Below are 23,307 nucleotides of genomic sequence, written 5' to 3' on the forward strand. Positions count from 1 at the left end.
GGTTCAGAGCCTGTTCAGGGGGAGTTCAGGGGCGCTTGCGTAGTCTGGCTCTACAGCCAAACGCGTATGAGGTAACACCATGACTGCGATCAAAAAGCTGATGCTGGCCTTGACCCTGCTGAGTGCCACCGCTGGCGCCCAGGCATCCGAAGGCGCTTTCGCCGAATTCGGCAGGGAGAAAACCAGGAAGCCCAGTAGCCTGATCCATCGTGTGAACTTCGAAGAGGTCAGCAGCCAAGCCTCGCCTTGGGGCCAACCCTTGGGCGCCACCGCCGCGCAGCCAGCCTACCGCGTCGGTTACGCGCACCTGACCGGCCAATTCAATGGCATTAAACTGCGCCCGCAAGACCTGCAGGGCCGCTATGATGTCACCCAGTCGGACAGTTGATTTGCTTTGGAGAGCCTTATGAAATTGCTGGTGGTGGAAGATGAGGCGCTGCTGCGCCATCACCTGTTTACCCGCCTCACCGACAGTGGCCATGTGGTCGAGGCTGTGGCCAACGCCGAGGAAGCCTTGTACCAGACCGGCCAGTTCAATCACGACCTGGCCATCATCGACCTGGGCCTGCCCGGCATGGGCGGCCTGGACCTGATTCGCCAGTTGCGCGCCAAGGGCAAGACGTTCCCGATCCTGATCCTCACCGCGCGCGGCAACTGGCAGGACAAGGTCGAAGGCCTGGCCGCCGGCGCCGACGACTACGTGGTCAAACCCTTCCAGTTCGAAGAGCTGGAAGCGCGGATGAATGCGTTGTTGCGCCGCTCCAGCGGGTTTACCCAGTCCACCATCGTCGCCGGGCCGTTGCTGCTGGATATCAACCGCAAGCAAGCCTCCCTCGACGAGCAACCCCTGGCGCTGACCGCCTACGAATACCGCATCCTCGAATACCTGATGCGCCATCACCAGCAAGTGGTGGCCAAGGATCGTTTGATGGAGCAGTTGTACCCGGACGACGACGAGCGCGACCCGAATGTCATCGAAGTGCTGGTCGGCCGCCTGCGCCGCAAATTGGAAGGCCCGGCCGGGTTCAAGCCAATCGACACCGTGCGTGGCCTGGGCTACCTGTTCAATGAGCGCTGCCGTTGATTCGCTCGTTACGTGTGCGCTTGATGCTGGCGGCCGCCACCCTGGCCGTGCTGTTTATGCTCGGTTTGCTGCCGGCGATGCAAGGCGCCTTCAGCCTGGCGTTGCAGGATTCCATCGAGCAGCGCCTGGCGTCGGACGTCACCACGCTGATCTCCGCCGCGCGGGTGGAAAACAACCACTTGCTGATGCCTGCGCAATTGCCCGATGAGCGCTTCAACCTCGCCGACAGTCGGCTGCTGGGTTACATCTACGACCGCGAAGGCCATTTGGTATGGCGCTCGCGCGCGACCCGCGAAGAAAACATCAACTACAAACCGCGCTATGACGGACGCGGCAATGAGTTTGCGCGGATTCGCGAAGACAACGGCCAGGAATTCTTCGTGTATGACGTCGAGGTCAAGCTGCTCGGCGGCAAGAGCGCGGCGTTCAGCATCGTGGCCCTGCAACCGGTGCGCGAATACCAACTGACCCTCGAAGGCCTGCGCGAAAACCTCTATCTGGGCTTCGGCGCGGCATTGCTGGTGTTATTGACTCTGTTGTGGCTGGGCCTGACCTGGGGCTTGCAGGCGCTACGGCGGTTGAGCCAGGAACTGGACCAGATTGAAGGCGGCACCCGCGAGAGTTTGTCCGAGCAGCACCCCCGCGAGCTGCTGCGCCTGACGGGCTCGCTCAACCGCTTGTTGCACAGCGAACGGGAACAGCGGGCGCGTTACCGCGACTCCCTCGACGACCTGGCCCATAGCTTGAAAACCCCGCTGGCGGTCTTGCAGGGCGTGAGCGAAGACATGGCTCAACGCCCTGCGGACCGCGACCAGGCCAGGGTGCTGCAAACACAGATCGAGCGCATGAGCCAACAGATCAGCTACCAGTTGCAACGCGCCAGCCTGCGTAAAAGCGGCCTGGTGCGCCATCAGGTGCGTCTGGAGCCGGTAGTGCAAAGCCTTTGCGATACCCTGGGCAAGGTGTACCGCGACAAAGCGGTGACGGTGTCTTTCCAGCTACCAGAGGAGTGTGACGTGCCCATCGAGAAGGGCGCCTTGCTCGAACTACTTGGCAACCTGCTGGAAAACGCCTACCGCCTGTGCCTGAGCCAGGTGCGCGTCAGCCTGGTGGAAAGCGACGACGGCACCGAGTTGTGCATCGAAGATGACGGCCCCGGTGTGCCGCCGGACCAACGTGCGCGCATCCTGCAACGTGGCGAGCGTCTGGACCGCCAACACCCGGGTCAGGGCATCGGCCTGGCGGTGGTCAAAGACATCATCGAAAGTTACGGCGCGCGCTTGACCCTGGACGATTCACCCCTGGGCGGCGCGGCGTTCAGGATTCACTTTCCGGCCGTGTGATCAGTTGTAGCTGGTTCGCTCGCCCGCATTTTTGATGCGCGAACCCGTACAAATGGGGAAGGGAGCTTGCTCCCGATGAGGCGCACCAACACCACCTCTCTAACTCTCCTGCTCGCGATAGGCGCCCGGCGTCAGCCCTGTCCACTTCTTGAACGCCCGATGAAACGCCGAGGGCTCGGAGAATCCCAACTGTTCGGCAATTTCCTGCAATGACAAGTCCGCCCGTCCCAAGTGAAAAATGGCGATGTCTCGCCGCAGTTCATCCTTGAGTGCCTGGAAACTGGTGCCTTCTTCGCGCAGATGTCGGCGCAGGGTCTGCGGGCTGATGTGCAGGTGCTGGGCAACCGCTTCAAGGTCCGGCCAAGGCGTGCGGTCGCGGCTCAGCAGGCGGCGCAACTGGCTGCTCAGGCTGTCGCCTTCGTCCGGGCGTGAGAGCAGGTCGGCGGGGGAGCGTTCGAGGAAATGCTTGAGGGTACGCTCGTCCTGCAGCAGTGGCAGGCTCAAATAGCGCACCGGAAACACCAGGCTGCTGTTCGGTGCACCGAATACCTGAGGGCACGGGAACAGCAGATCATATTCGCTGGCGTGGGCCGGTTTCGGGTAGGCGAAGGTGGCCTGGTGCAGTCGAATGCGCTGGCCAATCAGCCAACTGCCCAGCCGATGCCAGATGACCAGTAGGCATTCACTGAGGAAGTGGTCCGGGTCCCAGAGTTGGGTGTGGTCCAGGCTTAAGTGCGCCATTTCCCCTTCACGCATCAGCTGCCAGCGGGGCCCCTGCGGGAACAGGCTATAAAACAACAAGCCGCGTTCCAGAGCCTTCTCCAAGGTACGGCAGTGGATCAGCGCGTGGCACATCATGGCGAAGGTGCCGCGTTTGCTGGGGCCTTCAGCAAACCCCAGGTATTCGTCGTCCAGCGCCAACCAGAGCAATTGCAACAGTCGGGTAAATTGTTCCGGTGCGATGCGTGCGCGTGGTTCGCTCAACAGCTCCTGGGCAATGCCCACCTGCTGCAGCAGGGCCGAATAGTCGTAACCGACCCGCCGCGCACCGCCCAGGGCTGCGCGGGCAAAGTGGCTGGCGATGGTACGTTCGCGCATAGGGGGCCCTCGTCCATAGAACGGCCGATGGTAGCCACCACCTAGGGGGAGCGACAAGGCGGATATCCGCCAAATTGCAGGATGGTATCGGTCGGTACGGCGGAAATCCGCCATGTGCTCGTCTACTTGGAGGGGCCGCTTGTAAACGCAGGGCCCGCTGTCTTAAGGCATAAAGCGGATTTGCGCAAAGTGGCACGACGTTTGCGATAGGTAAGACAGCGCAGGACTTATCTCACAGCCCTCGCAAACAACAAATCCCTCCAGTGCAGGAGGGTTCGCAATTCAAGTGTCGTGGGCAATGGCGGATATTTGCCACACGGGACGATTGAGGAATTTTGCAATGACGACTCGTCAGCCACTCTACAAATCCCTGTATTTCCAGGTGATCGTTGCAATCGTTATCGGTATTTTGCTCGGTCACTTCTACCCGCAGACCGGCGTGGCCCTCAAGCCATTGGGTGACGGGTTCATCAAACTGATCAAAATGGTCATCGCCCCAATCATCTTCTGTACCGTTGTCAGCGGCATCGCCGGCATGCAGAACATGAAATCGGTGGGCAAAACCGGTGGCTATGCGCTGCTCTACTTCGAAATCGTCTCCACCATTGCCCTGCTGATCGGCCTGGTCGTCGTCAACGTCGTGCAACCGGGCGCCGGCATGCACATCGACGTGTCGACCCTGGACGCGTCCAAAGTGGCTGCTTACGTCACCGCCGGTAAAGACCAGAGCATTGTCGGCTTTATTCTTAACGTGATCCCGAACACCATCGTCGGCGCCTTCGCCAACGGCGACATTCTGCAAGTGCTGATGTTCTCGGTGATCTTCGGCTTTGCCCTGCACCGCCTGGGCGCTTACGGCAAGCCGGTGCTGGACTTTATTGATCGCTTCGCTCACGTGATGTTCAACATCATCAATATGATCATGAAGCTGGCGCCGATCGGTGCCCTGGGCGCCATGGCGTTCACCATCGGTGCCTACGGCGTGGGTTCCCTGGTGCAACTGGGCCAGTTGATGATCTGCTTCTACATCACCTGCGTGCTGTTTGTGGTCCTGGTGCTGGGCGCCATCTGCCGCGCTCACGGTTTCAGCGTGCTGAAATTGATCCGCTACATTCGTGAAGAGCTGCTGATCGTTCTGGGTACATCCTCCTCCGAATCCGCGTTGCCACGCATGCTGATCAAGATGGAGCGCCTGGGTGCGAAGAAATCCGTAGTAGGTCTGGTGATCCCGACCGGCTACTCCTTCAATCTCGACGGTACCTCGATCTACCTGACCATGGCGGCCGTGTTTATCGCTCAGGCGACCGACACCCATATGGACATCACCCACCAGATCACCCTGCTGCTGGTGCTGCTGCTGTCCTCCAAAGGTGCTGCGGGCGTGACTGGTAGTGGTTTCATCGTACTGGCTGCAACCCTGTCGGCCGTTGGCCACCTGCCGGTTGCCGGTCTGGCGCTGATTCTGGGTATCGACCGTTTCATGTCCGAAGCCCGTGCGCTGACCAACCTGGTGGGTAACGCCGTTGCCACCATCGTTGTGGCCAAGTGGGTGAAAGAACTGGATACCGACAAGCTGCACAGCGAACTGGCATCTGGCGGGACCGGTATTTCCGAAACCCGTGAACTCGATGACCTGGGTGTGGCCGAAGGTCCTGCACCGGTGGTCAAGTAAGCCGCTGATGGCGTGAACTGACGCCCCCAGCTCTGCGCAAACGCCCCGACTTGTTCGGGGCGTTTGCGTTTCTGGCGCGCGGCACCCGGGTTATTTTTTGGTTACAGTAAGCGCGATATTGCCCGCGGGAGGCTTGATGGACAGTGTGGATCTGAATGTGCTGCGCAGTGTGCTGGAGTGGCGTCGTGCCGGGCAGCGAGTGGTGTTGTACAGCGTGGTCCAGACCTGGGGCAGCGCGCCGCGTCCACCGGGCGCCATGTTGGCGCTGCGCGGCGATGGTATCGTCATCGGCTCGGTGTCTGGTGGTTGCATCGAAGATGACCTGATAGCCCGCTTGCACGACGGCCGCCTGACGGACGACGGGCCGCCGGTGCAGTTAGTGACCTACGGCGTGACCCAGGACGAAGCCGCGCGTTTTGGCCTGCCCTGCGGCGGCACCTTGCGCCTGACCGAAGAGCGAGTGCTGGACTGGCAATGGGTCGCCGACCTGCTGGCGCGTTGCGAAGCCCATGAGATCGTCGCGCGGGAACTGAACCTGGCCACGGGCGAGGTTACCTTGAGCAGCGCCACCAAGACCGATGGCCTGAATTTCGACGGTGAACGCTTGCGCGCCATCTATGGCCCGTGCTGGCGTCTGCTGCTGATCGGCGCCGGGCAATTGTCGCGGTACGTGGCGGAAATGGCGCGCTTATTGGATTTCGAAGTGCTTATCTGCGACCCCCGCGAAGAGTTCGTCTACGGTTGGGAGGCGCAACACGGGCGCTTCGTGCCCGGTATGCCCGATGAAGCGGTACTGTCTATCCAGACCGACGAGCGTACGGCCATCGTTTGCCTGACCCATGACCCGCGCCTGGACGATATGGCGCTGCTGACGGCGTTGGATTCCCGGGCGTTCTACATTGGCGCGCTGGGCTCGCGGGTCAACAGTCAGAAGCGCCGGGAGAACTTGTCGGCGCTGGGTCTGTCGGCGCAGGCGATAGCGCGGCTACATGGGCCGATCGGCTTGCATATCGGCAGTCATACGCCGTCGGAAATCGCACTGTCGCTGATGGCGGAAATTGTCGCGATCAAAAACGGTGTAGCACCGATGCAGAAAAAGCCGCTGCCGGTGGTGGCCGAATGACCGTCACCGCGATTGTGCTGGCGGCGGGGCAGGGCAGTCGTTTCCGCGCCGAGGCGGGAGCTGATCAGGATAAATTGCTGGCGCCTTGCCTGGGGCTGGACGGGGTGACGCGGCCGGTGATCGAGCAGGTGTTGGTGAATTTGCCGACGTGCGTGGTAGAGCGCTGGCTGGTGACGTCGCCGGAGCGTGCCGAGGTGATTCAGTTGGCCGAGGCACATGGGTGTAAGGTTTTGCAACTGACGTCGGCAGGCATGGGCGACAGTATCGCAGCGGCGGTAGCGGCCAGCGCTACGGCCGAAGGTTGGTTGGTGGTACTGGGGGATATGCCCTTTATCCAGTCATCCAGCATCGAGCAAGTGATTCAGGGGCTGCCGGAGCAGGGCATTCGCGTGCCAGTGCAGGATGGCCGTTATGGTCACCCTGTGGCGTTTGGGCGTGACTTCGGGCCGGGGTTGAAGGCGCTAGCGGGTGATCGAGGTGCCAGGCTCTTGTTTACACCGACGGCTGTGAGGGAGGTGCCGGTGAATGACCCAGGCGTGTTATGGGATGTGGATGTACCAGAGCGACTGAATTACCGCTGATCCGATATAAAAAAGCCCCGCCTGATCACTCAGGCGGGGCTTTTTAGTAGCGGTTGGAATCAGACGAGAGGTTTAGGCTCGTGTTCTTCTTCCTGAACTTTGCGCTCGGCCACTTCTTCGACAGCAGAGTGCTCAGTCACGGTTTCTGCAGCCGGGGCTGGCGCCTCGACAGCTTCAACCACAGCCGGTGCAGCAGCTGCCGCAGCGGCGGCCGCCTCGGCTTCCTTGCGACGACGACGCACTTCACGCGGGTCGTTCGGCGCACGGCCGTTTTCGGTCAAGGCGCTGGCCGGTGCGGCTTCAACTACCGGCGCGGCGACTTCGGCAACCACGGGCGCTTCAACCACAGGCGCAGGTTCAGCCACCGGAGCGGCCTCAACCACGGGGGCTGGCTCGGCAACCACCACTTCGGCAACCGGTGCCGGTGCTTCTTCCGCCGCCGGCGCAGGCGATTCAACCGGCGCAGCAGGTTCGGCGGTCCACTGGAAGGCGGTCTGTTCTTCACGAACTTCGCGCACTGCCGGGGCGGCTTCTTCTACAGCCGGCGCTTGTGCAGCGGCTTCAACCACGGGTTCAGGCTCAGCCACTGGCGCCACTTCAACCGCAACCACGTCGGTCACTGGCTGGGCGTCGCGAACCGGTGCGACTTCCACTTCCGGTACCACGGGGGCTTCGATCGGAGTTGTTGCTTCTACTACCGGCGCTTCAACTGCTGGGGTCTGCACCACAGGCGTTTCGGCGCCAACGGTGTCCTCGACAGCGGCGGTAGCGCGTTCAGCCTGCTGATGAGCCTGGGCTTCAGCCGGTGCACTGATAACCGAGCTGGCAACCGCTGCGGTAACGGCCAGACCTGCAGCCAGTTCGGTAGTGGTCGGCTCGCTGTTGGCGCCTTCGGCGTTCTCGCCGGTCTCTTCCGAGCCTTCGATCACATTGCCGTTGGCATCACGCTGACGCTCACGACGGTTGCTGCGACGACGCTGGCCACGGGAGCGGCGGCGTGGACGATCGCCTTCGGCGTTGTCCTGACCGTCTTCCTGCAGCTGCTCTTCGCCGGTCAGCACTTCCTCTTCGCTTGCGGCAGCGGCCTGCTCGGCGCGCGGTTGACGCTCTTCACGCGGGGCACGAGGCTGGCGTTCTTCTCGTGGCGCACGCTCTTCGCGAGGCGCACGGGCTGGGCGTTCTTCGGTGGCAGCAGCAGCGGCAACGGCCGGGGCGGCATCCAGAGGCTCGCGCAGTTCACGCACACGCTCTTCACGCTCACCGCGAGGCTTGCGATCTTCACGCGGGGCACGCGGCGTACGTGGCGCGCGCTCTTCACGCGGTGCACGCTCTTCGCGGGCTACGGTCGGAGTGTCTTCGCGGGCTTCACGAGGCTGACGCTCTTCACGCGGCGCACGTTCTTCACGCGGTGCACGCTCTTCGCGAGGCTTGCGCTCTTCGTCACGGCGACCGTTGCGGTTACGGCTTTGCTGGCGACCGTTGCGACGCTCTTCGTTGCGCGCTGGGCGCTCGGCGGCAGGTTTTTCGACGACGACCGGTGCGACAGGCTCTTCCTTGGTGGCGAACAAGCTAACCAGGGATTTCACCAGGCCTTTGAACAGGCTTGGTTCAGGCATCGCGGCTGGTGCGGCAACCGGTGCAGCGGCCTCAACCGGAACCGGTGCGTTGGCACGGGCTGGAGCGGTCTTCACGGCGGCTTCCTGGCGGACCAGGGTGCGGGTTGCGGCGGCTGGCTGGACTTCTTCCACCTCGGCAGCGGCAGCAGCGATTTCGTAGCTGGACTGACCGCTGTGGGCTTCCGGGCTGTCATCACGCAGACGCTGCACTTCGAAGTGCGGCGTTTCGAGATGGTCGTTCGGCAGGATCACGATACGAGCGCGGGTACGCAGTTCGATCTTAGTGATCGAGTTGCGTTTTTCGTTGAGCAGGAACGCGGCCACCGGGATCGGCACCTGGGCGCGGACTTCGGCGGTACGGTCCTTCAGGGCTTCTTCTTCGATAAGGCGCAGGATTGCTAGCGACAGCGATTCAACGTCACGGATGATGCCGGTGCCGTTGCAACGCGGGCAGACGATGCCGCTGCTCTCGCCCAGGGAAGGACGCAGGCGCTGACGGGACATTTCCAGCAGGCCGAAGCGCGAGATGCGGCCCACTTGCACGCGGGCACGGTCGGCTTCGAGGCATTCGCGGACTTTTTCTTCCACGGCGCGCTGGTTCTTGGCCGGGGTCATGTCGATGAAGTCGATCACGATCAAGCCGCCGATGTCGCGCAGGCGCAGCTGGCGGGCAATTTCTTCGGCCGCTTCCAGGTTGGTCTGCAGGGCGGTTTCTTCGATGTCGCTACCTTTCGTGGCGCGCGCCGAGTTGATGTCGATGGACACCAGGGCTTCGGTCGGGTCGATCACGATGGAGCCGCCGGAAGGCAGTTCGACCACGCGCTGGAAAGCGGTCTCGATCTGGCTTTCGATCTGGAAACGGTTGAACAGTGGGACGCTGTCTTCGTACAGCTTGATCTTGCTGGCGTACTGCGGCATGACCTGGCGGATGAAGGTCAGGGCTTCGTCTTGGGCTTCGACGCTGTCGATCAGCACTTCGCCGATGTCCTGGCGCAGGTAGTCGCGGATGGCGCGGATGATTACGTTGCTTTCCTGGTAGATCAGGAACGGCGCGGAACGATCCAGCGAGGCTTCCTTGATGGCAGTCCACAGTTGCAGCAGGTAATCGAGGTCCCACTGCATCTCTTCGCTGCTGCGACCCAGGCCGGCAGTGCGCACGATCAGGCCCATGTCGGCCGGTGCGATCAGGCCGTTGAGCGCTTCACGCAGTTCGTTGCGCTCTTCGCCTTCGATGCGGCGGGAGATGCCGCCGGCACGCGGATTGTTCGGCATCAGTACCAAGTAGCGGCCGGCCAGGCTGATGAAGGTGGTCAGGGCGGCGCCCTTGTTGCCACGTTCTTCTTTTTCCACCTGAACGATGACTTCCTGGCCTTCGCTCAGGACGTCCTTGATGTTCACGCGGCCTTCTGGGGCTTTCTTGAAGTATTCGCGGGAGATTTCTTTGAGGGGCAGGAAGCCGTGGCGCTCGGAGCCGAAATCGACAAAGGCAGCCTCAAGGCTTGGTTCGATGCGAGTAATACGGCCTTTATAGATGTTGGCCTTTTTTTGCTCGCGTGCACCGGATTCGATGTCCAGGTCGTAGAGGCGTTGGCCATCTACCAGTGCAACACGCAACTCTTCGGGTTGAGTTGCGTTAATCAGCATTCTTTTCATGTTGTACCGTCGGTTTCCGGGCTGCCGGAAACGGCGTTCGGCACACACGACTTCTCACGGTCGGTGTCAGGTGCGTCAAGAGTGGTTGGCCACTCCAGTGTCCAGCAAAACCTGCCAATTGGGCGGGAGTCGCGACGGACGCGTCCTGCTTGTTAGCGGCGGTGACAAAGGCACCGCTTCAACAAAAGCTAAGGTCAGGAGGAGGAATCAACCGGCGACTGTGGACGAGATGAAGCGTCTAAATATAAGCCTAGTGCTACACGGTCCGACGGTTGTGCATCTCCACCCTACACGTATCCCTGATAATTCGGGTGCTGCCGCGCGCAGAATCCGCAGCGGGTTGGCATTTACCGTGTTCTCCAATGGGGAGTCCACGCTCATGGCTAAACAGGCCTGAATGAAAACGACTGCGCTCTCACTCAGCTCTTAACAGGCGTTGTTTCCGAAGCATTCGCCATGGTCTGGCTCAAAACTGACTGCACTTTGTGAACTGGCCGTAAATATCGGCGCCAAACGCGAGTATTCACTCTGCTTTTGGCACTCGCTTCAGGCCTCATGTCACCTGCGCTTGTTACAACTTTGAGCTTTCCAGGGTGGCAAACGCCCCGTAGGACGGCCTCGCGTCCTGATGAATTGCGATGGTCAGGGCCGGCAGTCTGCCGCAAGTCCTCTGGCCAGGCCGCTTTTGGCGGCGTTCGCGACTATAGCAGTAATGATTAAGTGCTTCAATTCCATAAAAAATTGTTATCATCGCCGCCATGACAACTACCGCCCCCCCGACCCCCAGCGTTCAGCTGCTTGAGGTCTCGCCGGAATATGCCGGCCAACGCATCGACAATTTTCTCCTGGCCAGGCTCAAAGGCGTGCCCAAGACCTTGATTTACCGCATCTTGCGTAAAGGCGAAGTGCGCGTGAACAAGGGGCGGATCAAGCCCGAGTATAAATTGCAGGCGGGCGATATCGTCCGTGTGCCGCCGGTTCGGGTGCCTGAGCGCGACGAGCCGGTGCCGCTGGCACAAGGCCTGCTTCAGCGCTTGGAAGCATCGATAGTCTTCGAAGACAACAAGCTGATCGTGATCAACAAGCCCTGCGGCATTGCGGTGCACGGCGGCAGCGGCCTGAATTTCGGCGTGATCGAAGCCTTTCGTCAGTTGCGCCCGGATGCCAAGGAGTTGGAATTGGTGCACCGTCTGGACCGCGACACCTCTGGCCTGCTGATGATCGCCAAAAAACGCAGCATGCTGCGTCATCTGCATACCGCTCTGCGCGGCGATGGCGTGGATAAGCGCTACATGGCGCTGGTGCGGGGCCACTGGGCCAGTTCTATCAAGAGCGTTCGTGCGCCGTTGCAGAAGAGCAACTTGCGCTCCGGCGAGCGCATGGTGGAGGTGGACGAGGAGGGCAAAGAGGCGCTGACTCTGTTCAAGGTGCTGCGCCGCTTCGGCGACTTCGCCACGCTGGTGGAGGCCAAACCCGTTACCGGGCGTACCCACCAGATCCGCGTGCACACCCTGCACGCTGGTCACTGCATTGCCGGTGACACCAAGTATGGCGATGAAGATTTTTCCAAGGAAATTCGCGATCTGGGCGGTAAACGCCTGTTCCTTCACGCCTATATGCTGACCGTGCCGCTGCCCGATGGCGGTGAGCTCAAGCTGCAGGCGCCGGTTGATGAGATGTGGGCCAAGACCGTGGAGCGTTTGAGTGTCGCACCGTGACTACAAACTGCTGATTTTCGATTGGGATGGGACCCTGGCCAACTCCATTGGTCGCATCGTCGAATCGATGCACATGGCCTCGACCCGCTCGGGGTTCGAGCTGTGCAGCGACCGGGCGGTCAAAGGCATCATCGGCCTGGGCTTGCCTGAGGCGATTCGTACCTTGTATCCGCAGATCGCCGATCAAGAGTTGCTCGCATTCCGTGAGCACTACGCCGATCACTACATTGCACTGGAGGCCGAGCCTTCGCCTTTGTTCGAGGGTGTGCGCCAATCCCTGGAGGCGTTCCGTGCCGATGGCTACCACTTGGCTGTCGCCACCGGAAAGGCCCGTCGCGGTTTGGATCGGGTACTCAAGGCCCACGGTTTTGAAGATTATTTCGATATCACCCGCGCAGCCGATGAAACCGCCAGCAAGCCTCACCCTCTGATGTTGGAGGAGATTCTGGCCCATTGCGCTGTTTCCCCGCGTGAGGCGTTGATGGTGGGGGATGCGTCCTTTGACCTGATGATGGCGCGCAATGCGGGTATGGACAGTGTGGCCGTCAGTTACGGCGCGCAGTCGCCCGAGGCGTTGCAGCAGTACGAGCCCAGGGTCACGATCGATCATTTTTCTGAATTGCACGCCTGGCTCAATCGGGCTCAATAAGTCTTTGCTGGGGTTTATGGCATGAGTGACGAGTGGAAAGCGCCCGAAAAGGCTGAAAGCAGCGACGACAAAAGCTGGAAACTGCTGGAGAAAACCCTGCTGGCCAGTGTGCAGGAGCAGCGTCGCTCGCGGCGCTGGGGGATTTTCTTCAAGCTGCTGACCTTCACTTACTTGTTGATCATGCTGGCGCTGTTCAGTCCATTAATGGATATGGAGAAAAGCGCGACCCGCAGCGCCAACTACACCGCGCTGATCGAAGTGCGTGGGGTGATTGCCGATAAAGAGCCTGCCAGTGCCGACAATATTGTCAGCAGTCTGCGCGCCGCGTTCGAAGACACCAAGGTCAAGGGTGTGATCCTGCGCATCAATAGCCCGGGCGGCAGTCCTGTGCAGTCGGGCTATGTGTATGACGAGATTCGTCGTCTGCGCGCTCTGCATCCGGACATCAAGCTGTACGCGGTGATCTCTGATCTTGGCGCCTCCGGTGCCTATTACATTGCCAGTGCGGCTGACCAGATTTACGCCGACAAGGCCAGTCTAGTGGGCTCCATAGGCGTGACGGCGGCCGGTTACGGGTTTGTCGGCACCATGGAAAAGCTTGGCGTGGAGCGCCGTACCTACACCTCGGGTGAGCACAAAGCGTTTCTTGACCCGTTTCAGCCGCAGAAGCCCGATGAAACGCAGTTCTGGCAGAGCGTGCTTGATACCACTCATCGCCAGTTCATTGCCAGCGTCAAGCAGGGCCGAGGCGATCGTCTGAAGGACAAGGAGCACCCTGAGTTGTTTTCCGGCCTGGTCTGGTCCGGCGAGCAGGCGTTGCCGTTGGGGTTGATCGACGGCTTGGGCAGTGCCAGTTCGGTGGCGCGGGATGTGATTGGTGAGAAAGAACTGGTGGACTTCACCGTTGAGGAGTCGCCATTCGATCGGTTTTCCAAAAAGCTCGGCGCCAGCGTGGCTGAAAAACTGGCGCTCTATATGGGCTTTCAAGGTCCAACGTTGCGTTGAGATAGTCAGGCTGACATAGCCAAAATGTGGGAGGGGGAGGGCTTGCCCCTGATTGCTGTGGTGCTACAGACAGATTGGCTGATCCAATACTGTCAGGAGCAAGCTCCCTCTCACAATGGGTTTTGCGGTGTTCTTAAGGGACCTGCACGCCTTCGCTGAGCAGCATGTCCACCAGTCGAATCAGGGGTAAACCGACGAGGCTGGTGGCATCCGGCCCTTCGGTGCTCTGGAACAGGCTCGCGCCCAAGCCTTCAGCTTTGAAGCTGCCCGCGCAGTCAAATGGTTGCTCGATGCGCAGGTAGCGTTCGATGCGCTCAATGTCCAGCTTGCGCATATGCACTATAAAAGGCACGCAATCGACTTGGCAGCGCCCAGTTTCGCTGTTGAGCAATGCCAGTCCGGTAAGAAAGCTGACACGCTTGCCGCTTGCCGCCAGCAACTGCTCGCGGGCGTTCTCGAATGTATGCGGCTTGCCGATGATCCGGCCGTCGAGCGCGGCCACCTGGTCCGAACCGATAATCAAATGCCCCGGATAGCTGGCGGCCAACGCTCGGGCCTTCTCTTCGGCCAGGCGTTTGACCAGCTCCACGGCCGGCTCATTTGGACGATGGCTTTCATCGATATCCGGAGAGCTGCAGATGAACGGTAGGTGCAGGCGGTTCAACAATTGCTGGCGATAAACCGAGCTGGATGCGAGTAATAAAGGCAGCATGGGCGACTCCTCAGGGCAGGCCGGGATTCTAGCGGGGTGACCGGCTGACGCACAGGGCTGAATTTCCTTTGACATGGCCGGGTGCATCCCTATAATGCTGCGCCTATGTTGAATGACCCGATTCCACCTCACGTTGACCCGCGCAAATTGGCTGATCGTGGCACCTCCCTTCAAGGTGAAGTGCTGCTGGCCGATTTGGAGAGACTCTGCGACCCGCTTTCCGACACTGTCGGTACGGTGCAGGCCAAATTCGTTTTTGAACGAGATGAACGTAAATCTGTGGTAATTCACAGCTTTATCGACACCGAAGTCAAAATGGTTTGCCAGCGTTGTCTTGAGCTGGTCACCCTGCCGATCCACAGCGAATGCAGTTACGCCGTGGTGAAGGAGGGTGCGAATACCCAGTCGTTGCCGAAAGGTTATGACGTGCTGGAACTGGGCGAAGATCCTTTGGATCTGCATGCACTGATCGAGGAGGAGCTTCTGCTCGCCTTGCCCATTGTGCCTGCTCATCATCCGGAAGAATGCCAGCAGCCGGCGGGCCTCGATGACGAGCCCGAACCGAGCGAGGACGAGGTAACGCGGTCCAACCCGTTCAGTGTATTGGCGCAGTTAAAGCGTGACCCAAACGTTTAGGAGTTAATCAATTATGGCTGTTCAGCAGAACAAAAAATCCCGCTCCGCTCGTGACATGCGCCGTTCGCACGACGCTCTCGAGGCAAGCACTCTGTCCGTGGAAAAGACCACTGGTGAAGTTCACCTGCGTCACCACGTATCGCCAGAAGGCGTATACCGTGGCCGTAAAGTGATCGACAAGGGCGCTGACGAGTAATCACTTGTCTGCTCTCGTCATCGCGATTGACGCAATGGGCGGGGACTTCGGTCCCCGCAGCATTGTTCAGGCCTGCGTTGCCAGCCTGTCTGCAACACCCTCGCTGCACCTGACCCTTGTCGGTCAACCCTCCCTTCTTGAAGAACTGATTGCCAGCCATCCGGCGGTGGATCGCGCGCGCCTGAGCATTGTGCCGGCCAGCGAAACCATCACGATGGATGAAAAACCGGCGGCGGCCCTGCGCGGTAAACCTGACTCTTCGATGCGGGTGGCCCTGGAATTGTTGCGCGACGGCAAGGTGCAGGCCTGTGTCAGCGCCGGCAATACCGGGGCCTTGATGGCGTTGTCGCGGCATGTGCTCAAGACTTTGCCTGGGATCGACCGGCCCGCCATGGTGGCGGCGATTCCCACGCAAACAGGCTATTGCCAGTTGCTGGACCTCGGGGCAAATGTGGATTGCACTGCTGAGCACCTGTTCCAGTTCTCTGTGATGGGCTCGGTGGCGGCGGAGGCCCTGGGAGTGGCCCGCCCGCGCGTGGCGCTGTTGAACATCGGCACCGAAGACATCAAGGGCAACCAGCAGGTCAAGCTCGCCGCGGCCTTGTTGCAACAAGCGCGGGGCTTGAATTACATCGGTTTCGTCGAAGGTGACGGTTTGTACCGGGGCGAAGCGGACGTGGTGGTGTGCGACGGCTTTGTGGGTAACATCCTGCTTAAATCCAGCGAAGGGCTGGCGACTATGATTGCCACACGCATCGAGTCGTTGTTCAGACAGAGCCTGGTCTCGCGTCTGGTGGGCGTTTTAGCGCTGCCATTGATGCGTCGCCTGCAGGCTGATCTGGCGCCGGCGCGGCATAACGGTGCGAGTTTTCTGGGCTTGCAAGGCATTGTGGTGAAAAGTCACGGTTCGGCGGGGGTGGAAGGTTTTCAGAGTGCGATTGCCCGCGCGGTGATCGAGATCCAGGAAAACCTGCCGCAACGCCTGCACGGCCGTCTCGGGGATCTGTTGCCTTAGGCGAATTGGTCCAGGAATGCTTAAATGTGACCGACCAGTTCAATTGACCATCCAATCTGTCAGTTTCGTGCGCTCCCACCGTAGGAGCGATCATTTTCCGACGACCAGATCATTAGGGGCTTGTTACATGTCTACATCCCTCGCATTCGTCTTTCCAGGGCAGGGTTCGCAGTCCCTCGGCATGTTGGCCGAGCTGGGCGCGCAATACCCGTTGATCCTGGACACTTTCAAGGAAGCTTCCGATGCCTTGGGTTACGACCTGTGGGCACTGACCCAACAGGGGCCGGAAGAGCAACTCAATCAAACCGATAAAACCCAACCGGCGATTCTGACTGCCTCGGTTGCCCTGTGGCGCTTGTGGCTGTCAGAGGGCGGCGCGCGTCCCGCATTCGTCGCCGGTCACAGTCTGGGCGAATACAGCGCGCTGGTGGCGGCGGGCAGCCTGACCCTCGGTGAAGCGGTCAAGCTGGTCGAGCGTCGTGGCCAGTTGATGCAAGAGGCCGTTCCGGCCGGGCAGGGCGGCATGGCCGCTATCCTGGGTCTGGACGACGCGGTGGTGATCGAAGCCTGCGCCGAAGCCGCTCAGGGCGAAGTGGTCAGCGCTGTCAACTTCAATTCCCCTGGCCAGGTGGTGATTGCCGGTGCCAAGGCCGCCGTCGAGCGCGCCATTGAGGGTTGCAAGGCGCGTGGTGCCAAGCGTGCGCTGCCGTTGCCGGTGAGCGTGCCGTCCCATTGCGAGCTGATGCGTCCGGCGGCCGAGCGTTTTGCCGAGTCCATCGCTGCGATCAACTGGCAGGCGCCGCAGATCCCGTTGGTACAGAACGTCAGCGCAGCGGTAGTGGCCGACCTCGACACCCTCAAGCGCGACCTGCTGGAGCAGCTCTACAAGCCGGTGCGTTGGGTTGAGTCGGTTCAGACCCTGGCCGCCAACGGCGCCACCGAGCTGGTTGAGTGCGGTCCGGGCAAGGTCCTGGCTGGCCTGAACAAGCGCTGCGCCGATGGCGTCTCGACATCCAACCTCAATACCCCGGATGCCTTCGCTGCCGCTCGCGCGGCACTGGCCTGAACCCTGAATTCCGAACTTAGGAGAAGCCTGCATGAGTCTGCAAGGTAAAGTTGCACTGGTTACCGGCGCAAGCCGTGGCATTGGTCAGGCGATCGCCCTGGAACTGGGCCGTCAGGGCGCCGTCGTGATCGGCACCGCCACTTCCGCTTCGGGCGCCGAGCGTATTGCCGCGACCCTGAAGGAAAACGGCGTTCAGGGCACTGGCCTTGAACTGAACGTGACCAATGATGAGTCCGTGGCTGCTGTACTGGCCGAGATCACTGCACAGTTCGGTGCGCCGTCGATCCTGGTAAACAACGCCGGTATCACCCGCGACAACCTGATGATGCGCATGAAAGACGACGAGTGGTACGACGTGGTCGATACCAACTTGAACAGTCTGTTCCGCCTGTCCAAGGGCGTTTTGCGCGGCATGACCAAGGCGCGCTGGGGCCGAATTATCAATATTGGTTCCGTAGTGGGTGCCATGGGCAACGCAGGCCAAGTAAACTACGCAGCCGCCAAGGCCGGCCTGGAAGGTTTCAGCCGCGCACTGGCGCGTGAAGTCGGTTCGCGCTCGATTACGGTCAACTCGGTAGCCCCAGGGTTCATCGACACCGATATGACACGCGAACTGCCGGAAGCACAGCGTGAAGCCTTGCTGACGCAGATTCCGCTGGGCCGTCTGGGCCAGGCTCAAGAGATCGCGAATGTGGTCACTTTCCTGGCATCTGACGGTGCGGCATACGTGACTGGGGCTACAATCCCGGTGAACGGCGGGATGTACATGAGTTAAATTGTGACGGATCGCTTCAAAAAAATGTCATACGAGCTGTCTAAAATCCGTTATAAAGCTGCAACTTAATTTATAGGCAGAGGGTCGTTCGGGGTACAGGGTGAAGCTTTCAGTTGAAAAGCTGAAAAGGCTTTCTATACACTTACCCACTGGCCAGCTGCCTGAATTTGTCCATTAGGAGTGAAAACAAGGTATGAGCACCATCGAAGAGCGCGTCAAGAAAATCGTTGCCGAGCAACTGGGTGTTAAAGAAGAAGAAGTGACCAACAGCGCTTCCTTCGTTGAAGACCTGGGTGCCGACTCCCTTGACACCGTTGAGCTGGTGATGGCTCTGGAAGAGGAATTCGAGACCGAAATCCCGGACGAAGAAGCTGAAAAAATCACTACTGTTCAAGCTGCTATCGACTACGTTACTGCCCACCAGGCGTAATAGTTTGTAGTCGTCGCTTGCTGTCAGGGAAAAACCGCACTGCTGTAACGGCGTGCGGTTTTTTCTTTAGCTCCAATGAAAAGTGAGCGCTGAAGCAAAGTGTCGTCATCAAGAAAAAGGAGAGTGCTGTGTCGCGTAGACGCGTCGTAGTCACCGGTATGGGTATGTTGTCGCCACTGGGTACAGATGTGCCGAGCAGTTGGCAGGGCATTCTGGCTGGCCGCAGTGGTATTGGTCTGATCGAACACACGGACCTTTCTGCCTATTCCACCCGTTTTGGCGGCTCGGTAAAGGGGTTCAACGTCGAGGAATATCTCTCGATCAAAGAGTCCCGCAAACTCGACCTGTTCATTCAATACGGTTTGGCCGCTGGTTTTCAGGCAGTGCGTAATGCTGGCTTGGAAGTCACTGACGCCAACCGTGAGCGTATCGGCGTAGCCATGGGTTCGGGCATTGGCGGTTTGACCAATATCGAAGAAACCAGCCGCACGCTGCATGAGACGGGCCCACGTCGGATTTCGCCGTTCTTCGTGCCAGGCTCGATCATCAATATGATTTCCGGCTTCCTGTCCATCCACCTGGGCGCACAGGGACCCAACTACGCAATTGCCACGGCCTGCACCACGGGCACCCACTGCATCGGCATGGCGGCGCGCAACATTGCCTATGACGAGGCGGACGTGATGATTGCCGGCGGCGCCGAAATGGCCGCCTGCGGCCTTGGCATGGGTGGCTTCGGTGCCTCTCGTGCGCTGTCGACCCGCAACGATGAGCCGACCCGCGCCAGCCGTCCCTGGGATAAGGGCCGTGATGGCTTCGTGTTGTCCGACGGTGCCGGTGCCTTGGTATTGGAAGAGCTGGAACACGCCAAGGCGCGTGGTGCCACCATCTATGCCGAACTGATTGGCTTTGGCATGAGTGGCGACGCCTACCACATGACTTCGCCACCGTCCGATGGTGCTGGCGCCGCGCGCTGCATCACCAATGCGTTGCGTGATGCAAAGGTCAATGCCGACCAGGTGCAGTACATCAACGCTCATGGTACCTCGACCCCGACCGGCGACCTGGCGGAAGCCGAGGCCATCAAGTCGGTGTTCGGCGAGCACGCCTACAAGCTGGCGGTCAGCTCCACCAAGTCCATGACCGGTCACCTCTTGGGTGCGGCGGGCGCGGTTGAGGCGATCTTCAGCGTGATGGCCATCAAGGATCAGGTCGCACCGCCGACCATCAACCTGGATGAGCCGGACGAAGGCTGCGACCTGAACTTCGTGCCTCACGAAGCCCAGCCGATGCCGATCGATGTCGCCATCTCCAACTCGTTTGGCTTTGGTGGCACCAACGGCTCCCTGGTGTTCCGCCGGTTCGCCGAGTGATGCACTGCTGGGTCGACGGTCAGCCAGCGGACACCGTGCCCCTGAAAGACCGGGGCCTGGCATACGGCGATGGTCTATTCGAGACCATTGCCGTCAAGGCCGGGCGGCCCGTGCTGCTCGACCGGCATCTGCAGCGCCTGGAAGAGGGTTGCCGGCGCCTCGCTTTAAAGGTCGACCACCGCCTTGTGCGCAATGAAGTGCTGGCCTACGCCGCCGGCCTCGGCGAAGGCGTTCTCAAGTTGATTCTCACCCGTGGCGACAGCCTGCGCGGTTACGGCATGAACCCCGACGCAGCGGTGCGTCGCATTGTGCAGGGCAGCCCGCCCGCCTCCTATCCCCTGGCCCACGGAATCGACGGCATTCGTTTGTTTTCGTGTGCTACTCGTCTGGCCGAGCAACCGCTATTGGCCGGTCTCAAACACCTGAACCGGCTGGAACAAGTGATTGCCCGTGCCGAATGGCAGGACCCCGAGCATGCCGAAGGCTTGATGCTGGATATGTCCGAACGTGTCATCGAAGGCGTGTTCAGTAATTTATTTATCGTAAGCAACGGTTTGTTACTAACCGCCGATCTGAAGCGTTGCGGGGTTGCTGGCGTCATGCGTGCCGAGATTCTGGCTCAGGCCGAAGCGCTGGGCATCCCGGTGGCCGTGGCCGACATCAATGTCGAGCAGTTACGGCAGGCGGACGAAGTCTTCGTCTGCAACAGCGTTTATGGCATTTGGCCGGTGCGTGAGTGCGCGGCGATGAGCTGGTCGGTTGGCCCGCTCACCCGTAAACTGCAGGGCATTGTTCGCGCCCTATTGGATATTTGAGTTGATACGAAAACTGGTTGTACTGCTGCTGATCGGTCTGTTTTCCGCCGGTCTGCTGTTGGGCTTTTCTGCCTGGAAACTCGACTCTGCCCTCAAGCAGCCCTTGAAGCTGACCCAGGAGCAATTGCTTGATGTACCGGCCGGGGCAACCCCCACCGGTACCTTCAATCGCCTCGAAGCCGACGGTGTGCTCGACGACGCCTTTTGGTTGCGCTTGTACTGGCGCTTCAACCTGGACGGCCAACCGCTGCATAGCGGTGAATATCGCATGACCCCCGGCATGACTGCCCAGGGGCTGATCGGTTTGTGGCAGCGTGGCGAAGTGGTGCAATACAGCCTCACGTTGGTGGAAGGCTGGAACTTTCGTCAGGTGCGGGCGGCGTTGGCCAAGCACGAAAAGATCGTACAGACCTTGGCGGGCCTGACCGACAGCGAAGTCATGGATAAGCTCGGTCATCCTGGTGTATTCCCCGAAGGGCGATTCTTTCCCGATACCTACCGCTTTGTGCGGGGCATGACTGACGTCGAATTCCTGAAAAAAGCCTATAACCGCTTGGACGATGTCCTGGCTCAGGAGTGGAGTAAGCGCGCCGCTGATGCGCCCTACACCGATCCTTACCAGGCGCTGATCATGGCGTCTTTGGTGGAGAAGGAAACCGGCGTACCGGAGGAGCGCGGTCAGATTGCCGGTGTGTTTGTGCGCCGCTTGAAGATCGGCATGTTGCTGCAGACCGATCCCACGGTGATCTACGGCCTGGGCGAGCGCTACAACGGCAAATTGACCCGCGCCCATCTCAAGGAAGCCAACCCCTACAACACTTACATGGTGGCCGGGTTGCCGCCGACACCGATCGCCATGGTCGGCCGTGAGGCGATCCATGCGGCGTTGAACCCCGCACCGGGCAGTAGCCTGTATTTTGTCGCGCGTGGCGATGGCAGCCATATTTTCTCGGATGATCTGGATGCGCATAATGCGGCCGTGCGCGAGTTTCAGCTCAAGCGTCGGGCCGATTACCGCTCCAGCCCGGCACCGGTGGTGAAGCCGCCGGAAGAGGCGGCACCTCCGGCCGAGGCGGTGCCGGACACCGCCGCGCCGCAAAGCCCGCAATGACTCTGACTAAGGACCGCCTGTGACTGGCTTGTTTATTACCCTGGAAGGCCCGGAAGGCGCCGGCAAAAGTACCAACCGCGACTACTTGGCCGAGCGCTTGCGCACCGAAGGGATCGAGGTGGTGTTGACCCGTGAGCCTGGCGGTACGCCTCTGGCCGAACGCATCCGTGACGTGCTGTTGGCCCCGGGCGAAGAACAGATGAATCCGGACACCGAGCTGCTGCTGGTATTCGCCGCCCGCGCCCAGCATCTTGCCGAAGTGATCCGTCCGGCCCTGGCCCGCGGCGCCGTGGTGATCTGCGATCGTTTCACCGATTCGACCTACGCCTACCAGGGCGGTGGTCGCGGCTTACCCCTGGAGCGCATAGCCACGCTGGAAACCTTTGTACAGGGCAGCCTGCGCCCGGACCTGACCCTGTTGTTCGATCTGCCGGTGGAAGTGGGCATGGCGCGCGCCAGTGCCCGTGGCCGTCTGGACCGTTTCGAGCTGGAAGGCCAGGTGTTCTTCGACGCCGTGCGTCGCGCTTTCCTCGCGCGCGCCAAGGCCGAACCTGCGCGCTATCACCTGCTGGATGCGGCGCAACCGTTGGCCAATGTGCAACAGGCCATCGATGCGCTGTTGCCCGCGCTGCTGGAGCGCGCCCGTGGCTGAAGCCTATCCGTGGCAAGACAGCCTTTGGCAGCAGTTGGCCGGACGTGCCCAGCATGCCCATGCCTATTTGCTGCATGGGCCGGCGGGCATCGGTAAGCGCCATCTGGCCGAGCGCTTGATGGCCAGTCTGTTGTGCCAACGGCCGGTCAATCTGGAGGCTTGCGGCGAGTGCAAATCCTGCTTGTTGCTCAAGGCGGGCAGTCATCCGGATAACTACCTGCTCGAACCGGAGGAGGCCGACAAGGCGATCAAGGTCGACCAAGTGCGCGATCTGGTCAGCTTCGTGGTGCAGACCGCGCAGATGGGCGGGCGCAAAGTGGTGCTGATCGAGCCGGTGGAGGCGATGAACATCAATGCTGCCAATGCCCTGCTTAAAAGCCTCGAAGAGCCTTCCGGCGACACTGTTCTGTTGTTGGTGAGTCACCAGTCCAGCCGCTTGTTGCCCACCATTCGCAGCCGCTGCGTGCAGCAGGCTTGCCCTCTGCCAAGCGAGGCGATGAGTGTGCAATGGCTGGCGCAGGCCCTGCCGGATTGCTCCGCTGAGGAGCGCGTGGAGTTGCTGACCCTGGCGGCCGGCTCGCCATTGGCGGCCGTCAAGCTGCAGGCCCAAGGCGTGCGTGAGCAGCGGGCCCTGGTGGTCGATGGAGTGAAGAAACTGCTCAAGCAGGAGCTGTCCGCCACTCAGTTGGCCGAGACGGCCTGGAAGGATATCCCTCTGCTGCTGTTGTTCGACTGGTTCTGCGACTGGTCCAGTCTGATCCTGCGCTACCAACTGACCCAGGACGAAGCCGGCCTGGGTCTGCCGGATATGCGCAAAGTGGTGCAATACCTCGCGCAGAAAAGCCCCCAGGCCAAGGTGCTGACTATCCAAGACTGGATCCTTGCCCAGCGCCAGAAAGTCCTCGGCAAAGCCAACCTCAACCGTGTGCTGCTGCTTGAAGCGCTGCTGGTGCAATGGGTTGGCCTGCTCGGGCGCCGTTGATC

General features: G+C 60.7%; 23 protein-coding genes. 20 read left to right on the forward strand and 3 right to left on the reverse strand.

Translation table 11 applies throughout. The features are described 5' to 3' along the window. The first annotated feature begins 79 nt into the window (after positions 1-79). Genes K1567_RS23355 through K1567_RS23365 form a run of 3 tightly spaced genes read left to right on the forward strand, consistent with a single transcriptional unit; the run spans position 80 to position 2,427 of the window. On the forward strand, positions 80-388 hold the full coding sequence (locus K1567_RS23355) for a hypothetical protein (RefSeq protein ID WP_034099905.1): 309 nt from the start codon (positions 80-82) through the stop codon (positions 386-388). Positions 389-406: 18 nt separating this feature from the next. Further along, a complete protein-coding gene (locus K1567_RS23360) occupies positions 407-1,084 on the forward strand; it encodes a response regulator (RefSeq protein ID WP_034099904.1) in 678 nt (225 codons plus the stop codon). After that, positions 1,081-2,427: an ATP-binding protein gene (locus K1567_RS23365; protein WP_034099903.1), complete on the forward strand. Its 1,347-nt coding sequence runs from the start codon at positions 1,081-1,083 to the stop codon at positions 2,425-2,427. Before K1567_RS23360 ends, K1567_RS23365 begins: the two co-directional genes overlap by 4 nt. Positions 2,428-2,526: 99 nt before the next feature. Here K1567_RS23365 and K1567_RS23370 read toward each other — a convergent pair whose 3' ends face one another. Beyond that, positions 2,527-3,525: an AraC family transcriptional regulator gene (locus K1567_RS23370; RefSeq protein WP_220698912.1), complete on the reverse strand. Its 999-nt coding sequence runs from the start codon at positions 3,523-3,525 to the stop codon at positions 2,527-2,529. A 340-nt stretch (positions 3,526-3,865) separates the two neighbouring features. On the opposite strand from K1567_RS23370, the gene K1567_RS23375 reads away from it, so the two are divergent. From K1567_RS23375 to K1567_RS23385, 3 genes are all read left to right on the forward strand, one after another. Continuing rightward, positions 3,866-5,197 (forward strand): dicarboxylate/amino acid:cation symporter, encoded by a 1,332-nt coding sequence (locus K1567_RS23375; RefSeq protein ID WP_034099901.1) that lies wholly within the window; start codon positions 3,866-3,868, stop codon positions 5,195-5,197. A gap of 136 nt (positions 5,198-5,333) precedes the next feature. Next, complete coding sequence (locus tag K1567_RS23380; RefSeq protein ID WP_220698913.1) at positions 5,334-6,320, forward strand: XdhC family protein; 987 nt, start codon at positions 5,334-5,336, stop codon at positions 6,318-6,320. Then, entirely contained in the window at positions 6,317-6,901 is a 585-nt protein-coding gene (locus K1567_RS23385) for an NTP transferase domain-containing protein (RefSeq protein ID WP_040269227.1), read from the forward strand. The genes K1567_RS23380 and K1567_RS23385 overlap by 4 nt, the downstream gene beginning before the upstream one ends. Positions 6,902-6,960: 59 nt before the next feature. Here the strand turns inward: K1567_RS23385 and rne are convergent, their stop codons facing one another. Next, the gene (rne, locus tag K1567_RS23390; protein ID WP_220698914.1) at positions 6,961-10,161 is read right to left on the reverse strand and encodes a ribonuclease E; all 3,201 of its coding nucleotides are present in this window, start codon (positions 10,159-10,161) and stop codon (positions 6,961-6,963) included. A 767-nt stretch (positions 10,162-10,928) separates the two neighbouring features. Between rne and rluC the strand changes: the two genes are divergently transcribed. The 3 genes from rluC to K1567_RS23405 are packed head-to-tail and all read left to right on the forward strand — an operon-like array spanning position 10,929 to position 13,542. Continuing rightward, entirely contained in the window at positions 10,929-11,888 is a 960-nt protein-coding gene (gene rluC / locus K1567_RS23395; RefSeq protein WP_034114867.1) for a 23S rRNA pseudouridine(955/2504/2580) synthase RluC, read from the forward strand. Next, positions 11,875-12,537 (forward strand): HAD-IA family hydrolase, encoded by a 663-nt coding sequence (locus K1567_RS23400; protein WP_034099897.1) that lies wholly within the window; start codon positions 11,875-11,877, stop codon positions 12,535-12,537. The genes rluC and K1567_RS23400 overlap by 14 nt, the downstream gene beginning before the upstream one ends. A gap of 21 nt (positions 12,538-12,558) precedes the next feature. Next, a complete protein-coding gene (locus K1567_RS23405; protein ID WP_034099896.1) occupies positions 12,559-13,542 on the forward strand; it encodes a S49 family peptidase in 984 nt (327 codons plus the stop codon). Between the two features lie 133 nt (positions 13,543-13,675). Here K1567_RS23405 and K1567_RS23410 read toward each other — a convergent pair whose 3' ends face one another. Further along, on the reverse strand, positions 13,676-14,254 hold the full coding sequence (locus K1567_RS23410; RefSeq protein WP_169868629.1) for a nucleoside triphosphate pyrophosphatase: 579 nt from the start codon (positions 14,252-14,254) through the stop codon (positions 13,676-13,678). A gap of 105 nt (positions 14,255-14,359) precedes the next feature. On the opposite strand from K1567_RS23410, the gene K1567_RS23415 reads away from it, so the two are divergent. The 11 genes from K1567_RS23415 (at position 14,360) to K1567_RS23465 (ending at position 23,305) form a co-directional block, all read left to right on the forward strand. Then, the gene (locus tag K1567_RS23415; protein WP_034099894.1) at positions 14,360-14,890 is read left to right on the forward strand and encodes a YceD family protein; all 531 of its coding nucleotides are present in this window, start codon (positions 14,360-14,362) and stop codon (positions 14,888-14,890) included. A 13-nt stretch (positions 14,891-14,903) separates the two neighbouring features. Next, positions 14,904-15,086 (forward strand): 50S ribosomal protein L32, encoded by a 183-nt coding sequence (gene rpmF, locus K1567_RS23420; RefSeq protein WP_003179396.1) that lies wholly within the window; start codon positions 14,904-14,906, stop codon positions 15,084-15,086. Positions 15,087-15,090: 4 nt separating this feature from the next. Further along, on the forward strand, positions 15,091-16,101 hold the full coding sequence (plsX, locus tag K1567_RS23425) for a phosphate acyltransferase PlsX (RefSeq protein ID WP_080758776.1): 1,011 nt from the start codon (positions 15,091-15,093) through the stop codon (positions 16,099-16,101). Between the two features lie 127 nt (positions 16,102-16,228). Next, positions 16,229-17,167 carry an ACP S-malonyltransferase gene (fabD, locus tag K1567_RS23430; RefSeq protein WP_047882809.1) on the forward strand — a complete coding sequence of 313 codons (939 nt, stop codon included), beginning with the start codon at positions 16,229-16,231 and terminating at the stop codon, positions 17,165-17,167. Positions 17,168-17,198: 31 nt separating this feature from the next. Further along, positions 17,199-17,942, forward strand: a complete 744-nt coding sequence (gene fabG, locus K1567_RS23435; RefSeq protein WP_034099891.1) for a 3-oxoacyl-ACP reductase FabG — start codon at positions 17,199-17,201, stop codon at positions 17,940-17,942. A 193-nt stretch (positions 17,943-18,135) separates the two neighbouring features. Next, positions 18,136-18,372, forward strand: coding sequence for an acyl carrier protein (acpP, locus tag K1567_RS23440; protein ID WP_016973676.1), 237 nt, complete (start codon positions 18,136-18,138; stop codon positions 18,370-18,372). A gap of 128 nt (positions 18,373-18,500) precedes the next feature. Then, positions 18,501-19,745 carry a beta-ketoacyl-ACP synthase II gene (fabF, locus tag K1567_RS23445; protein WP_034099890.1) on the forward strand — a complete coding sequence of 415 codons (1,245 nt, stop codon included), beginning with the start codon at positions 18,501-18,503 and terminating at the stop codon, positions 19,743-19,745. Beyond that, positions 19,745-20,560 carry an aminodeoxychorismate lyase gene (gene pabC / locus K1567_RS23450; RefSeq protein ID WP_034099889.1) on the forward strand — a complete coding sequence of 272 codons (816 nt, stop codon included), beginning with the start codon at positions 19,745-19,747 and terminating at the stop codon, positions 20,558-20,560. Before fabF ends, pabC begins: the two co-directional genes overlap by 1 nt. A 1-nt stretch (position 20,561) precedes the next feature. Beyond that, a complete protein-coding gene (gene mltG / locus K1567_RS23455) occupies positions 20,562-21,671 on the forward strand; it encodes an endolytic transglycosylase MltG (protein WP_034099888.1) in 1,110 nt (369 codons plus the stop codon). Positions 21,672-21,690: 19 nt separating this feature from the next. Next, positions 21,691-22,323: a dTMP kinase gene (tmk, locus tag K1567_RS23460; protein WP_047882807.1), complete on the forward strand. Its 633-nt coding sequence runs from the start codon at positions 21,691-21,693 to the stop codon at positions 22,321-22,323. Next, positions 22,316-23,305, forward strand: coding sequence for a DNA polymerase III subunit delta' (locus K1567_RS23465; protein WP_034099886.1), 990 nt, complete (start codon positions 22,316-22,318; stop codon positions 23,303-23,305). The genes tmk and K1567_RS23465 overlap by 8 nt, the downstream gene beginning before the upstream one ends. Positions 23,306-23,307: the final 2 nt, after the last annotated feature.

The sequence above is a fragment of the Pseudomonas sp. S5F11 genome (assembly GCF_019641515.1).
GTDB lineage: Bacteria > Pseudomonadota > Gammaproteobacteria > Pseudomonadales > Pseudomonadaceae > Aquipseudomonas > Aquipseudomonas rhodesiae.